Annotated in this window: 13 protein-coding genes; 2 read left to right on the forward strand and 11 right to left on the reverse strand. The window is 69.4% G+C overall.

Features of this window, described 5'->3' with window-relative positions:
- Positions 1 to 37 precede the first annotated feature (37 nt).
- From P5F91_RS29865 to P5F91_RS08465, 10 genes are all read right to left on the reverse strand, one after another.
- Positions 38 to 361 carry a type II toxin-antitoxin system RelE/ParE family toxin gene (locus tag P5F91_RS29865; protein WP_422394457.1) on the reverse strand — a complete coding sequence of 108 codons (324 nt, stop codon included), beginning with the start codon at positions 359 to 361 and terminating at the stop codon, positions 38 to 40.
- The gene (locus P5F91_RS08425; protein ID WP_277906998.1) at positions 316 to 606 is read right to left on the reverse strand and encodes a CopG family ribbon-helix-helix protein; all 291 of its coding nucleotides are present in this window, start codon (positions 604 to 606) and stop codon (positions 316 to 318) included. Before P5F91_RS08425 ends, P5F91_RS29865 begins: the two co-directional genes overlap by 46 nt.
- 48 nt (positions 607 to 654) lie before the next feature.
- The gene (locus tag P5F91_RS08430; RefSeq protein ID WP_277907000.1) at positions 655 to 2,544 is read right to left on the reverse strand and encodes an ABCB family ABC transporter ATP-binding protein/permease; all 1,890 of its coding nucleotides are present in this window, start codon (positions 2,542 to 2,544) and stop codon (positions 655 to 657) included.
- A gap of 95 nt (positions 2,545 to 2,639) precedes the next feature.
- Complete coding sequence (locus tag P5F91_RS08435; RefSeq protein ID WP_145610689.1) at positions 2,640 to 2,915, reverse strand: hypothetical protein; 276 nt, start codon at positions 2,913 to 2,915, stop codon at positions 2,640 to 2,642.
- Between the two features lie 50 nt (positions 2,916 to 2,965).
- Positions 2,966 to 4,723, reverse strand: a complete 1,758-nt coding sequence (locus P5F91_RS08440) for a sensor histidine kinase (protein ID WP_145610688.1) — start codon at positions 4,721 to 4,723, stop codon at positions 2,966 to 2,968.
- Positions 4,724 to 4,869: 146 nt separating this feature from the next.
- Positions 4,870 to 6,015: a DUF2807 domain-containing protein gene (locus P5F91_RS08445; protein WP_277907002.1), complete on the reverse strand. Its 1,146-nt coding sequence runs from the start codon at positions 6,013 to 6,015 to the stop codon at positions 4,870 to 4,872.
- A 172-nt stretch (positions 6,016 to 6,187) separates the two neighbouring features.
- Positions 6,188 to 7,075 (reverse strand): TIGR01459 family HAD-type hydrolase, encoded by an 888-nt coding sequence (locus P5F91_RS08450; protein ID WP_277907003.1) that lies wholly within the window; start codon positions 7,073 to 7,075, stop codon positions 6,188 to 6,190.
- 18 nt (positions 7,076 to 7,093) lie between these two features.
- Positions 7,094 to 8,320 carry an EAL domain-containing protein gene (locus P5F91_RS08455; protein ID WP_277907004.1) on the reverse strand — a complete coding sequence of 409 codons (1,227 nt, stop codon included), beginning with the start codon at positions 8,318 to 8,320 and terminating at the stop codon, positions 7,094 to 7,096.
- A gap of 81 nt (positions 8,321 to 8,401) precedes the next feature.
- Positions 8,402 to 9,469 carry a quinone-dependent dihydroorotate dehydrogenase gene (locus P5F91_RS08460; RefSeq protein WP_277907005.1) on the reverse strand — a complete coding sequence of 356 codons (1,068 nt, stop codon included), beginning with the start codon at positions 9,467 to 9,469 and terminating at the stop codon, positions 8,402 to 8,404.
- Complete coding sequence (locus P5F91_RS08465) at positions 9,469 to 9,828, reverse strand: DUF952 domain-containing protein (protein WP_145610683.1); 360 nt, start codon at positions 9,826 to 9,828, stop codon at positions 9,469 to 9,471. Before P5F91_RS08465 ends, P5F91_RS08460 begins: the two co-directional genes overlap by 1 nt.
- Before the next feature lie 277 nt (positions 9,829 to 10,105).
- Between P5F91_RS08465 and P5F91_RS08470 the strand changes: the two genes are divergently transcribed.
- Positions 10,106 to 10,324 (forward strand): hypothetical protein, encoded by a 219-nt coding sequence (locus P5F91_RS08470; protein WP_145610682.1) that lies wholly within the window; start codon positions 10,106 to 10,108, stop codon positions 10,322 to 10,324.
- Positions 10,325 to 10,365: 41 nt separating this feature from the next.
- Here the strand turns inward: P5F91_RS08470 and P5F91_RS08475 are convergent, their stop codons facing one another.
- The gene (locus P5F91_RS08475) at positions 10,366 to 13,356 is read right to left on the reverse strand and encodes an ATP-dependent DNA helicase (RefSeq protein ID WP_277907006.1); all 2,991 of its coding nucleotides are present in this window, start codon (positions 13,354 to 13,356) and stop codon (positions 10,366 to 10,368) included.
- A gap of 205 nt (positions 13,357 to 13,561) precedes the next feature.
- On the opposite strand from P5F91_RS08475, the gene P5F91_RS08480 reads away from it, so the two are divergent.
- The coding region (locus P5F91_RS08480; RefSeq protein WP_277907007.1) for a hypothetical protein at positions 13,562 to 14,253 on the forward strand (692 nt) is incomplete at its 3' end.

Below are 14,253 nucleotides of genomic sequence, written 5' to 3' on the forward strand. Positions count from 1 at the left end.
GGGCGATTGCCGATGTCAAAAAGCTGCGAGTTGGGGGCTATCGCCTAGGTGGCCATTGGCGGGCAGCATGCAGCAGGCGGAGTATCCGCACGGTGCCGCCAATCACCTCATAGATCATGATGTAATTGGGGTGGATGACCAGCTCACGCGTTCCGGCGATGCGGCCTGGCCGCCCCACCCCATAATGCTTTACCAGGAGAACGGCCCGTTTAGAGAAAAGCTCATCCAAAGCTAAAGCTGCGGCCAAGTCCTCTTGGGCAATATACTCTCGAATGCGATTGCGATTGATGGTCGCGGAACGCGTCCAAACCAGCCTCACGAGGCGAAGCCGGCCAATTTGCGTCGTGCTTCTGCCCGCCACGCTTCCGCTTCCGCCTCCACTTCTTCCGCTGATACCGTGTCACCGGCATCGGCTTCATCGATCCCGGCCTGGACTTCGGCCCGGAACCAAGCATCGTAATCGGCGGCCTCCTGCCGCTGTCGCACAAAATCACGCATGTAGTCGCGCAACAGCTGGGCGCCCGTACGGTCATGGGACTTGGCCGCCTCGGCGAAGGCGGTTTTCAGCGTCTCATCCACCCTGAAGGTGAAGGTCGTCTCGGTCATGGGACCGCCTCATGTGTTACACGGTATGTGCAGTGTAGCACGCGCCCATCACCCTGGAACGGTCTCAGTTGAGACGGTATGTGGTGCAGCCACACCCCCCTCCTTCACCGGATCCGCCGTTTGCTGCCGCGCCCACAGGTCGGCATAGGCGCCGCCCAGGGCCAGCAGGTCGGCGTGGCGGCCGCGCTCCCGCACGCGGCCTTCCTCCAGCACGATGATCTCGTCGGCGTCCACCACGGTGGACAGGCGATGGGCGATGACCAGGGTGGTGCGCCCGCGGCTCACTTCGCGCAGGTTGCGCTGGATTTCCCGCTCGGTATGGGTGTCCAGGGCGCTGGTGGCCTCGTCGAACATCAGGATGGGCGGGTTCTTCAGGATGGTGCGGGCGATGGCCACGCGCTGCTTCTCGCCGCCGGACAGCTTCAGGCCGCGCTCGCCCACCGTGGTGTCCCAGCCGTCGGGCAATCCCGCGATAAAACCGTCGATGTGGGCCAGCGCCGCCGCATGCTCCACCTGGCTTTGCGTCGCCTCAGTGCGGCCATAGGCGACGTTGTAGCGGATGGTGTCGTTGAACAGCACCGTGTCTTGCGGAACGATGCCGATGGCGGCGCGCAGGCTGGCCTGGGTGATCTGGGTGATGTCCTGCCCGTCGATCAGGATGCGGCCGCCGTTGGCGTCGTAGAAGCGGAACAACAGCCGCGACAGGGTGGACTTGCCGGCGCCGCTGGGCCCGACGATGGCCACGGTGCGGCCGGCGGGCACGGTGAAGCTGATGCCCTTCAGGATGGGCCGGCGCGGATCATAGCCGAAGGATACGTCCTCGAACCGCACCTCCCCGCCGCCGATGGCCAGGGGCTTGGCCCCCGGCGCGTCGGCCACCTCGCGGTCCACGGCCAGCAGCACGAACATCTTCTCCATGTCGATCAGGGCTTCCTTCACCCCGCGATAGACGAAGCCGAAGATGTTCAGCGGCTGGTACAGCTGCAGCATATAGGTGTTCACCAGGACGAAATCGCCCAGGGTCAGGGTACCGGCCTCGATACCGCTGGCCGCCATCCACATGACGATCACCAGGCCCACGGCGATGATGAAGCTCTGGCCCACGTTCAGGATGGACAGCGAGGTCTGGGTGCGCACCGCCGCCTGCTCATAGACCTTCAGCGCGCGGTCATAACGCTGGGCCTCGTGCTCCTCATTGCCGAAGTACTTCACCGTCTCATAGTTCAGCAGGGTATCGATGGCGCGGGCGCTGGCCTTGGTGTCGCTTTCCACCATCTGGCGGCGGATGCGGGTGCGCCAGTTGCTGATGACGACGGTGAAGGCGATGTAGCCGCCCACGGCCACGAAGGTGACCAGGGCGAACCAGATGTTGAACAGGCGCCACAGGATGCCGGTGACCAGCAGGATCTCCAGCACCGTGGGCAGGATGTTGAACAGGGCCGTGGACAGCAGGGTCTCGATGGCCTTGGTACCCCGCTCGATAGAGCGGGACAGGCCGCCGGTCTGCCGTTCCAGATGAAAGCGCAGCGACAGGCCGTGCAGGTGGCGGAAGACGCTCAGCGCCGCCTTGCGCATGGCGCGCTGGGCCACCCGCTCGAACACGCTGTCGCGCAGTTCGCCGAAGGCCAGCGACAGCACGCGCGCCAGGCCATAGGACAGGATGGCCAGCACCGGCACCACGGCGGCGTTGGCCTTGATGCCCTCGCCCAGCTGGTCCACCGCATGCTTATAGAAGACGGGGATGGTGACGCTGGCCGCCTTGGCACCCAGCAACAGCAGCAGGGAGAGGATGACCCGCCCCCGCGTGCCCCACTCGCCCTTGGGCCAGACATAGGGCAGCAGCATGGCCAACGCCTTGCCCTCCCCCATCTGCGGACGGGTGGGCCGGGGTTCCGGCGCGGCGGGTGACGGATGGGTGGGGATGGCGGTCTGGGTCATCAGCACTAGATGGGGCGGCGGGGCGGATGGGGTAGGGCGGGGCGGCTATGTGATTGCGGGCGGTCCGGCCGTGGCGCAGCGACGGCCGTCACCTGTCAGCGCCTGTCGTTCAGCAATTGGCGGATGGCTTCGGCCAGCAGGCGGTAGGCGCGGTCGTCGCCCTTGTCGGCGGCGGCCGCCGCCTTGTCCGCCTGGGCGCGGAAGCGGGCGTAACCCCGGTCGCGGCGCAGGCCGTCCCGGGCGCCGGCGGCCAGGACGTCGTCCAGGGTGGACGGCACCTCGGCCGTCCCAGCCGAAGTGGGCGCCGAGGTGGGGGCAGCACCTTTGGATTTGGTCGACAACGGCTTGGACGGCCGTTTGAACGGGGACATGGGGGGCGCCCTCGGGATACGGGGACCGGAACGGCCCCATCATGCCCCGGTCACGGCAACATCGCCAGCGCCGGGCCGGGCGGCACCTGGCGGTCGGGCGGGAAAATGACGGTGACGTGGGTGCCGCCGCCGGGCGGGCATTCCACCATCAGGGTGCCGCCGTGCAGGTCCATCAGGCGGCGGACGATGAACAGGCCCAGGCCGCTGCCGCCGTGGCGCCGGCGCAGCGAGGGCTCCGCCTGCAGGAAGGGCTGAGTGCCCAGGTTCTCCAGCACGTAGCGGGAGATGCCGGGGCCTGTGTCGATGACCGACAGGGCCAGCCCCTCGCGCCGGATGTCGGCCGACACCGTCACCCGGCCGCCGTCGGGCGTGAACTTCACGGCGTTGCCCAGCAGATTCAACAGCACCTGGCGCAGGGCCGTGGGGTCCAGCATGGCGTGCAGGCCGGCGGCGCCGACCACGGTGATCTCGATCTTGCGCTGCAGGTTGCCGGCCTGGATCTGGCGCACCGCCACCGCGACCTCGGCCGCGATGTCCACCACCTTGTCCTCCAGCTCGAACCGGCCCGCCTCCATGCGTGCCACGTCCAGGATGTCGTTCACCAGCTCCAGCAGATGCAGGCCGCTGACACGGATGTCCTCGGCATAGTCGGCGTAGCGCGCGTCTCCCACCGGGCCGTAGGTCTGTTGGGTGATCAATTCGCTGAAGCCGATGATGGCGTTCAGCGGCGTGCGCAACTCGTGGCTCATGCTGGCCAGGAAGGCGCTCTTGCTGCGGCTGGCCATTTCGGCGTCGTGGCGGGCGCGGGCCAACTGGCCATCCGTCTCCTTGCGCACGGTAATGTCCATGAGCGAGCCCAGCAGGCGGGCCGGTCGAGGGGGCGCGTCCCCGGTGTCCGTCGCCGGCCAGACGCCCTGGCCGCGCACGTGGAACCAGCGGGTGACCCCGTCGGCGCAGACCATGGGCAGTTCCAGGTCGAAGGGCTGGCGCAGGCGCAGGTGGTTGCGCACGTGGGAAAAGGCCCGCGCCCGCTCCGCCTTGGGGATCATGCCCAGCACGCGGCGGGGGCCCTGGCTGCCCGCCGGCAGGCGCAGCAGGGTCTGGGCTTGGCCGGACAAGTGCAGACTGCCGTCGCCCAGATGCCAGTCCCAGATGCCGACGGCGGAGCCGCCGGTCGCCAGCTCGTACCGTTCCTTTTCCTGGCGCATGGTCTCGGCTGCCTGATGCTGGGCCGTCAGATCGATGGCCATGCCGACATAGCCCAGACGCTCGCCCTCGCGCGCCGTCACGGGCAAGGCCTCGCACAGCACCCACACGATGCGGCCGTCGGGGCGGCAGATGCGGAACTCCTCGGCATAGCGTTCCCCCTGCTGGGTGGCCGCCAGCCAGCGGGATTGTGCGCGCTTGTGATCCTCGGGATGGATCAGCCACCATTCCCAGCTACCGCCCGGCTCCAACTCCGCCGGCATGCCGGTGATCTCGCGCAGGCGCGGATTGCGGTAGGTGATCTGGCCCGTCGAATCGACATGGAAAATGCCCACGGGCGCCATGTCGGCCAACGCGTTGTAGCGTGCCTGGCTGAGGGCCAGCTCCCGGGTCTTGCGCGCGTCAGCGGCCAGGGCCCGCACCAACACGCGGTGCAGCAACAGCGCCGTGACCACGACGAATCCCACGCCCTTGACCGGCCCCACCCATGCCGCGTGGACAGGACCCAGCATCATGTCCAGCGCGATGTCGGAACCCAGGACCCACGACCCGCCCAGCAAGGCGTAGCCCAGGCAAATCCGTGTTGCCGCCCCCAACCGCACCCTGGGTCCCGTCCTTTTTACCGGCGCGGGCCGCTGCCCCGAAAGGTCAGGTGCTTGGCCGGCTGGGTTTTACCAATGGACATACTGTAGGCACGGGCAACGGTCCGGCGCAATCAGCGGAAGGCCAGGATAGGGAAGAGGGGCGCTTATTCGCCGCCCAGCACGACCTCGCCGCTGCCCGACTTGCCGATGCGCGGCGTGCCGGTGTGCTTGGCCACCGTGATGGTGCCGCTGCCGCCCATGAACAGGTTGGGATCCTTGGCGGTGCCGTCGAAGGTGAAGTCGCCCTGCCCCAGGACGGCCACCTTCAGGGCGCTGGCATTGCCGTCGTTGATGTGCACGTCGCCCTTGCCGTTGATGACGGCCTCGATGACGCCATCCACCCGGTCGGCGGAGATGTCGCCGTTCCCATAGACGGCCAGGCGCAGCGCCTTGTCGATAGTGCCCAGCGACAGGTCGGCCTGGCCCATGACGCGCACTTCGGCCTCCGACGCGCGGCCCACATGCAGGTCGCCATGGCCGGCGATCACGAACTTCAGCGACTCCGCCACCTCGTCCACGCTGATCTCAGCGCTCTCGACGATGTTGGCCTGCAGCGACTTGACCTTTTTCAGCGACACCTGGGCCTTGCGCAGGTCCAGCACCACGTCGCCGTCCAGTTCGCCATCCACGGTCAGCTCGCCGGACAGCCCGGCGGCGACCAGCTTGGTGTGGGATGGAACGGTGATGGTCAGCTCGGTCGACCGGCCGCTGCCCGATACCTGCAGGGCGCCGTCTTCGGCCGCCGCGCGCACCGCCCCGCCGCTGGCGGAAATGCCGATGGTGGTGGCGCTGCTGGACGGGCGGATGATGGTGTTGCCGGACAGGTTGGACAGATTCACCACCTGCTGCGCCGGGAATTCCTGCGTGCTGTCGCTCAGGGCCCGGGCATCGCGGGCGGCGGCCCGTGCGGCCATCGCCGCGGCCTTGGCCTCCTGCTTGATGGACTCGACGTCCAGCCCGCGCATCGCCTCTTCCACATCGCGGCGGATCTGGTCGGCGTCGGCCCGGCTGATGGGGGCGGTGGGCGACGCGGGGGACGCAGGCGCTATCGGCGGAATCGGCGGGATGGGGGGAATGGGCGGAATGACGCCATCCATCTTCACCACCTTGACCGAATGCGACGAGCCGTGGCCATGGCTGCCCAGCAGCATGAAGCCCAGCGAGCCGACAGCGACCAGGGCGGCGATGACGCCGCCGGCGGGTATGCCGGGCGTGAGGCGGGGACGGGGGGAGGCGACACTGGTTTCCATGGGGCGCACCCTGCGCGACATCGTAGAATTCCCCCGACTATTGGCCACTTGGTCCCGCCTGTCCGCAGTGTTTGCCTAACCGTTACACTTTTAACCCGCCTGTTACACGACCGCCAGGGGCGGTGAGGCGCGCAGGCGGTTTACCTCCGGGGCAGGTGCGCGCCCCCGCGCCTTACCAACCCAGGCGGTTCATGACGGCGCTGATGCGCAGGCCGGCCTGGGCCGCGATTTCCGCCAGCCGGTCCAAATCGGGCAGGTCGGTCAGCGGATCGGCCACGCCCAGTTCCTCACGGTGGATGCCGCCGGCGATCAGCAGGCCGTCGATGCCGGCGGCGTTGGCGCCGGCCATGTCGGTGCGCAGGCTGTCGCCCACCGCCAGGATGCGGTCCGGCGCCATGCCGCCCAGCAGGTCGAAGCAGCGGGCGTAGACGCCGGGATAAGGCTTGCCGTGCTGGCGCACATCGCCACCCAGCTCCTCATACCGCCGCGCCAGTTCCCCGGCACAGATCACCAGCTGCGGCCCGACATGCACCACCAGGTCCGGGTTGGCGCAGACCATGGGCAGCTTCAGCGCGGCGCAGGCGGCCAGGGTGGGCTCGTAATCCGCCAGCGATTCGCTGAAATCGACGATGCCGGTGTTCAGGACGAAGTCGGCCTCCTCCGGCCGGTCAACCTTCAAGCGGCCCCCCAGATCCAGGTAGACGCCGGCGTCGCGGTCGGGGCCGATGTGCAGCAGCTTGGGCCCCAGGGCCCGGTGCCAGGCGTCCGGCGGATCGCGCAGGGCGTCGTGCGTCGCCTCGCCCGAGGTCAGCAGCGCGTCGTAATGGTCGGGGGTCAGCCCCATCTCCGTCAGCCGGGCGGCGGCGGCATCCACGCGGCGGGGGGCGTTGGACAGCAGACAGACGCGCTTGCCTCGGGCGCGCAGCGTCTTCAGGCATTCGGGCACGCCGGGATAGGGGGCGATGCCGTCATGCACGACCCCCCACAAATCCAGGACGAATCCGTCGTAGCGGTCCGCCAGCTGCGACAGGCCGGTAAATAAGGGAATGGCAGGGCTCATGAGGGGAACAATCTACTCTCAGGAAGGCAGGCGGCGGGCCATACGCGGCTCGCCGAACAGGTAGCCCTGGCCGAAGTCGATGAACAGATCCAAAAGGTCCAGCAGCTGCTGGTCGGTTTCGATCTTTTCCACGATCAGGTCGATGTTGTTGCGGTCCAGCTGGCGCTTCAGCAGCGTCACCTTGTCCGGGTTGGCGAAGCGGCCGTCGGGGTCCAGCAGGCGGGCAGCGTCCAGCTTCACGAAGCGGATTTCGTGCGCTGCAAGCTGGTCCCAGTCGACGTCGAAGCGATCGACCTGGTCCATGGAAAAGCGGAAGCCCAGGCTGCGCAGCCCGTCCAGGAAGCCGGTGGCGAAGATGTCGCCCTGCATCAGGTCGGCCTGGCTGAGCTCGAAGATGATCTTCTGCACCAGGTTGGGATGCTGGCCCATGAACTGGACGAATTCCCGCATGAAGGTGCCGTCGTTCAGCGTGGCGGCGGAGATGTTGCAGAAGAAGCCCACGTTCTGGTGCCGCTTCTCCGTCTCACGCAGCAACTGGACGCAGCGGAACAGCAGCAGGTTGTCGATGGGTGCCATCAGGTTGTGGCGGGCCGCCACGCCCAGATAGCGGTCGGGCGTGAGATAGCTGCCATCCTCCAGCCGGATGCGGGAGAACACCTCGTAAAAGCGGTGCTTACGCTGCGGCAGGCTGACGATGGGCTGCAGGAAGATGTCCACCCGGTCCGACCGCAGCGCCTCGCGAATGCCGTTCATCACCGGGCCGTCGTCCTCCGCCGCCGGCGCCTCACCAGGCAGGGGACCATAGGCGGAGCCCAGGCTGGGCACGCTGGTGGCGCGGGCCGCCGCCGGGGCGACTTGGGGCGGCGGCGCCTGCGGGGCGGGTTCGATGGCGGTGGCGGGCCCCGCGGGCATCTGGTCGGCCAGGGTGCGCAGCATGCGGGCGTCGCTGACCACGGCGGCGACCGCGCCGCCGGCCTCGGTGCCGGGCCGCATCAGCCGGTCCAGGGCGGCCAGCACGTCGCGCTGGCGGTCCAGCAGGCGGTCCAGCCGGTGCTCCATCCGTTCCGCCTGCTCCATGCGGGCATAGAACTCATGCAGCAGGCCGCCGAAGACGAAAACCACCAAGCCCAGCAGCAGGCCATAGGACCGATCGACGCCCACGCCGGCCAGCGGCAGGGCCAAGGCCACGGCCACCGCCACGGCGACATAGCAGGCGGCGAAGATGATGTGACGTAGCACGTGCATGTTCAGGTCCTTCGTTCCGCCCTTCGGTACACACTCCGGGGCCCGCGCTTGCGGGCCTGGCAGTTGCTGGAACCTTGTACGTTACTTGTGATCCGCCCCTACCGCCTGGGCCACGTTGGTGAAACCGTCGCGGCGCAGCAGGTCGGCCAGGTCGCGCTTGATGACGGCGACTAGGCCGGGGCCTTGGTAGACCAAGGCGGAATAGATCTGCACCAGGCTGGCCCCGGCGCGAATCTTGGCGTAGGCCTGCACACCGGACCCGATACCACCCACGCCCACCAGGGGAATCTTGCCGCCCGTCAGGCGGTAGAAATCGCGCAACACGGAGGTCGACTTGTCGAACAGCGGCTGTCCGCTGAGGCCGCCGGCCTCTGCGCGGTGGGCGGGGGTCAGGCCGTCCGGCCGATCCAGCGTGGTGTTGGACACGATCAGGCCGTCGATGCCGCTGGCCAGCGCCACCTCCGCCACGTCTACCTTGTCATCCTCGGTCAGGTCCGGCGCCACCTTCAGCAACAGGGGCGTGCGATGGCTTCCCCGCGCCGCCAGGCAGGCGGCCAGCAGGTCGGTCAGCGCCTGGCGCCCCTGCAGCGAGCGCAGGCCCGGCGTGTTGGGGGAGGAGACGTTGACCACCAGGTAATCCGCCAGGGGCGCCAGGCGGCGGATGCCGATGATGTAGTCGGACGCCGCGTCCGCCGTGTCCTTGTTCTTGCCGACGTTGGCGCCGACGATCCCGGTGCGGCCCAGGCCGCGCCGGTCCTCCAGCCGCCGGGCGAAGGTTTCCAGCCCCTCGTTGTTGAAGCCGAAGCGGTTGATGACGCCCTCGACCTCCACGGCGCGGAACAGCCGGGGCTTGGGGTTGCCGGGCTGCGGCCGGGGGGTGACGGTGCCGGCTTCCACCAAGCCGAAGCCCAGGGCCAGCATGGCGTCCGGCACCCGGGCGTTCTTGTCGAAGCCGGCGCCCAGGCCCACCGGGTTGGGGAAGGTCAGGCCGAACACGGTCTGGCTCAGCGCCGGGTCATCCGGGCCGCCGGCACCGAACAGGGCGGGGGGCAGGGCGCCGACCTTCAGCAGGTTGATGGTCAGGTCGTGCGCCCGCTCCGCATCCATGGCGAACAGGATGGGACGGGCGAGGCGATAGGCCAGGCTCATCAGACCGTTCCCTCAAGGACATGCGGCGGGAACTCATGGCGGCCATCATCGCCCAGCGGCAGCGGGTCGGCGCGCAGGACGGCGCTCACCGGAAGGCCGCCATACAGGTGGGGAAACAGCTGTCCGCCGCGTGACGGCTCATACTTCAGGGCCTCGCCCAAGGGGGCCGTGTCCACCGTCAGGATCAGCAGGCCGGTTTGGCCGGCGCGGTGCTTGGCGGCACTTTCCACCACCTGGCTGGCGGTGGAGAAATGGATGAAGCCATCCGCCTGGTCCTGCGAGGATCCCGGATAGACGCCGGCCGCCAGGGCCGCCAGCCATTCGTCCGCGCGGCACATATGGAAAATCACATCGCTCATGCTGTCGCCCCCATCTTGGCGCCGACCCTAGTGCATTTCGCTGTGCAGCAGGATGGGAAAATGTGGGAGTCGCAAATTGAGACGAATGCCGCAGGTCTCGTCGCAAAATGACAACGCGCCGACGTTGAAATTTTGTGACCGGTACCCGGACGCAAACGGAAAGCGGCCCGTTCCTTAGGGCAGCGCCGGATCTACCCGTCGGAAATAGGCGACGGCTGCGATGGCATCAGTCTTGCGTCGAACCGCCTCCACACCTGCAATCGAGGGGAATGGAACGATGAGCCTGCTGGACGCGCCGCACCGTGATGACCAAACCCTGAGCGCCGGTTTCCTGACGGTGGGCGGCGGCCGCACCGCGCTGGCGGATCCGGTGATGACTCACACCCCCGTGCCGCTGAAGCCCACGACCGAGATGCTGGCTGCCGGTGCCCGCGCCGGCGGCGTCAGCGTCGCCACCGCCTGGGCCATCTACACGTCTATGCTGAAGTCGGCTTAACGCCGACAGGGATGCTCAAGCCAGCCTGAGGCTGGTGGAGGTCATTCCAGGTCGAAGCCCTGCAGATGAAAGGGCTCGTCCCCCCACGGATCCTCGTGCGGTGATGACAGCCTTGACGGCGCGGGTCTCGTCAGGGGCGGCAGGGTGAGATCCGGCCCCTGGCCCGGCGCATGCAGGAAGTCGCGCGTGATGCGCACCGCCTCGGCCAGGCCCACGCGCTGCGGCTCCACCCCGCCCGGGAAGGCGCCCTTCAGCCGGCTGGGCATCATGGGGTCCAGTAACACGAACACGCCGGTGTCGTCGGCCCGTCGCACCAGCCGGCCGAAGGCCTGGCGCAGCCGCAGCCGGGTGATCATGTCGTCGTAATGCCGCCGCCGGGCGGTGCGGTCGAAATAATCGCGCCGCGCCTTGTGCAGGATGTCTGGCCGCGGCCAGGGCACGCGGTCGAAGACGATCAGGCGCAGGGACCGGCCGGGCACGTCCACGCCGTCGCGCACCGCGTCGGTGCCCAGCAGGCAGGCGTTGTCCTCCCCCCGGAAGATGTCGACCAGCGTCGCCACGTCCAGCCCGTCCAGGTGCTGAGACAGCAGCGGCAGGCCGGCGGCCTCCAGCGGCGCGCCGATGCGCTCATGCACGGCGCGCAGGCGCTGCACCGCCGTGAACAGGCCGATGGCGCCGCCGCCTGAGGCCAGGAACAGCTCGCGATAGGCGGCGGCCACCTGGGCCAAATCGTCCTTGCGCACGTCGTTGACGATCAGCACCCGCGTCTGGCTGGCGTAGTCGAAGGGGGACGGCACCTGGGCGCGCAGGGCGGGGCGGGGCAGGTGGATGGCGCCGGTGCGGGCGTGGGCCGCCTGCCAGTCCGCCTCCACATCGCCGGTGCCGTCCGTCAGGGTGGCGGAGGTCATGACCAGGCCATGGGCCTGCGCGCCCAGGATCTGGGCCAGCGGCCAGGTAGGGTCCACCCAGTGGCGGTACATGCCCACGTCCAGGTCGCGGCCGTCCTGGCGCTCCACCCCGAACCAATCGACGTAGCGGCTGGGCGTCTCCTCGGCCAGGGCCGCCAGCATCTGGCGCCAGCCGCCGATCTCGTTGGCGGAGCGGCGCTTCAGGCTGCGGGCGATGGCGTCGATGCGCCGGCGGGTGTCGCTCTCCAGCTCATCCGACTCGTCGTCCAGCCGCTCACGCAGCCGGTCGGCCAGGGCTTCCAGCGGGGCGGACAGCTCTCCCAGGGCGGATGACAGTGCCTGCGCCGCCTCCAGCACCCCGTCCACCAGGGGCTGCACCTCCACCTCCAGGCTGTAGGGGTTGTCCGGTCCATGGGCGCGGGCATAGACCTGGGCGCGCACCCGGGCCAGGAAGGCCTCCGTCGGGCCCACCGGCTCGCCGCCGCCCACGCGCTGCGGCCAGGCCTCGCCCGGCAGGTTGCGGGCGGCGCGGGCGATCTCGTCCAGCAGGCGGCTGGCGTGGTCGTCGCCGCCGATCAGATCCTCCACCCGGCGGCGCAGGCCGCGCGCCCGGCTGCGCCCGCCGCTTTCGGCGCCCAGCAGCCAGCGGCGCAGCTCCGCCGTCTCGAACCCCGTCAGGTGGCCGGCGAAGGCGTTGTCGGCGGCGTCGAAGACATGGTGGCCCTCATCGAAGACATAGCGGGTGGGGATGTAGGCGTCGTCCCCACCGCCCAGCGCCGCCTGGATCATGACCAGGGCATGGTTGGCGATGACGATGTCGGCCCGCCGCGCCCGGCGCACGCTCTTCTCGATGAAGCATTTGGTGTAGTGGCTGCAGGCGCTGTAGACGCATTCGCCTCGCCGGTCGGCCAGCGCCAGGGTGCGGCCCTTGCCCAGCAGATCTACCAGCCATCCGGGGAAGTCACCGCCCTGCATGTCGCCGTCGCGGGTGGCGGCGGCCCAGCGCGCCATCAGGCCGATGGCCACGGCGTACTGAGGGTTGGCGGTGGCCACACCGGCCGCCTCCTCCAGGTTCAGCAGGCACAGGTAATTCTCCCGCCCCTTGCGGATCACCACCTTGCGCGCCTTGGTGGCGGGGTCGCGGTGCAGGCGGTCCATCTCCTTGTCGATCTGGTGCTGCAGCTGGCGGGTGTAGGTGGAAATCCAGACGGGGCCCTTGTTCTTCTCCGCCCACACGGTGGCCGGCGCCAGGTAGCCCAGGGTCTTGCCCACGCCCGTGCCGGCCTCCGCCAGCACCAGGTTGGGTTCGCCCTCCACGTCGCGGGGGGTGAAGGCGGTGGAGACGGCGCTGGCGTAGTCCGACTGCTGCGGCCGGGGTTCGGCCTGGCTGCCGTTCATCACCAGGTCGGCCAGGCGGCGGCGGGCCTCGGCCGGCTCCACCGGCAAATGGCCGGGCGGCGGCTCCGGCGCGTCCGCCTGCCATTCCTTCATGCCGGCCCACACCTGGTAGGCGCGGATGGCGCCGCCGCGCCAACGCGACTTCTCCGGCCCCGCGGGCGCGCCCAAGGCGGCCAGCACCAGGGGCGACCACAGCCAGCCGCCACCCCCTTGGACGCCCCCATGGCCGTCCCCTTGGCCCTCGGCGCCCATGGCCCAGGCCAGGCCGACGGGATCGGAGCGCTGGTCGTCGACCGGGCCCATCAGTTCGCGCAGCAGGGCCTCGGCCGCGCGCACCAGGGTCAGGGCCTCGGCCTCCGCATCCGCCGGTCGGGGCAGGTCCAGCGCCTGCGCCAGGCCCCGCGGCGTGGGCAGGCAGAAGGTGGCGGGCCGCACGAAGGCGTACAGCTCCAGCAGGTCATATCCCTGGATCAGCTTGTCGGTGCCCAGGCGCCGCGCGGTGGCGCGGGCATGGCACAGCAGGTGCGGCTGACGGGTGGCGCGGCGCACCGCCTCCGCCTTGTCGATGATCTCCACCTCGCCATCGGGGCTCAGCCACACCGCCTGGCGGGCACCCGGCACCAGGGCTGGCGCGTCCGGCACCAGCAGGCGCCGCGGCCCGGTGGGGGCGGACACCAGGCTGGGCGGCGGCTTCGGGGCGGCGGGTGGTTGAAACGGATCGGTCATCGGGGCTTCAGCGTTGGACGGGCCGGAGTATAGACGGCGACTCGCGGCATTTCATGAACAAAAGCGGTACGGCTGCGTCGGTCCTTTTCGGGGACAGCGGCCGAGGCCTGGCCTGTCTGGATATGCCCCTTTCCCGTGCAAGGGATCGTCTTACTTCACCCCCTGGGCCGCGCGGCGGCCTGGATTGAACGCAGGGGAAGGGACGGTGCCTGACAGTTTCATCAGCGGCGGCGGCGCGGCCGGCCTGTCCATGGCCGACTGGATGGACGCCGAGATTCCCGAGGGCCGCCTGCTGATCGGCCCCACGCGCGCCATTCCCGCCGGCATGCGGCGCTATGCCCTGGGCGGGCCGACCTGCAGCCCCATTTGGCGGGACGCCCGCGTCATCAAATACCTGCATGGCCTGGATGCGATCGGCCGCCTGCGCCTGCGCCGGGTGGTGCAGGGGGTGGACTTCCGCGTCAGCGACACGCAACTCATCGACCAGGCGATGCGCGACCTGGCCATGGGCAGCCTCAGCGCCTTCCTCATCCCCCGCGCCGTCGCCCCGCTCTCGCCCCCACCCGTGGACCCGCCCCGGCACGACCAGGGGGACGAGGATCCTCCGGGCCAGCCCTCGCAATGGTCGGTGACCGACCGCGTCGTCGCCACCCTGCGCCGCTGCGTGCCCCTGCTGCCGCGTGAGATGCAGCAGGCGGCCAAAAGCCTGTTCACCCGCGAGACGCTGTACTGGCTGGCCGGCTTCCTGGTGGTATGGGCCGGCGGCCACCTGGCGGGCTATGGCGAGGCCATCGACGTCATCCTGCTGGGCGTGGGCTACGCCATGGTGGGCTGGTCGGTGTTCCAGGGCCTGAACGACCTGGGCCACGGCATCGCCCTGGCCACCACCGCCAAGAC

The sequence above is a fragment of the Nitrospirillum amazonense genome, assembly GCF_029594735.1.
Taxonomy (GTDB): domain Bacteria; phylum Pseudomonadota; class Alphaproteobacteria; order Azospirillales; family Azospirillaceae; genus Nitrospirillum; species Nitrospirillum amazonense.